We start from the raw sequence: 243 nt of genomic DNA, 5'->3' as shown, positions 1-243 counted from the left end.
GCTCTGGGTCAGTTGACCCGCATGGGCGACGGCGCAAATCTGTGGACGTGGACCTATGACGCCGCAGGCCGCGAAACCGGTGCGGTCGACCCCGACTCGGGCGCCCGCAGCACCGTCTACGACGCCTCCGGGCGCACCGCATCCACCACGGACGCGATGGGCACCGTCACAGGGTACGCCTACGACACCCTGGATAGGACAACGGCCAAGACCGTGACCGTGTCCGGCGGGGCGACCAAGACC

General features: G+C 69.1%; 1 protein-coding gene. It reads left to right on the top strand.

Going from position 1 to position 243, the window contains the following annotated elements; translation table 11 throughout:
• Positions 1-21: 21 nt before the first annotated feature.
• The coding region (locus tag ACPYOM_RS23600; protein ID WP_481347845.1) for a hypothetical protein at positions 22-243 on the top strand (222 nt) is incomplete at its 3' end.

The sequence above is a fragment of the Monashia sp. HAY1-2A genome (assembly GCF_056755315.1).
Note: the sequence above shows the minus strand (reverse complement) of the source record. Positions and strands in the feature narration are given on the sequence as shown.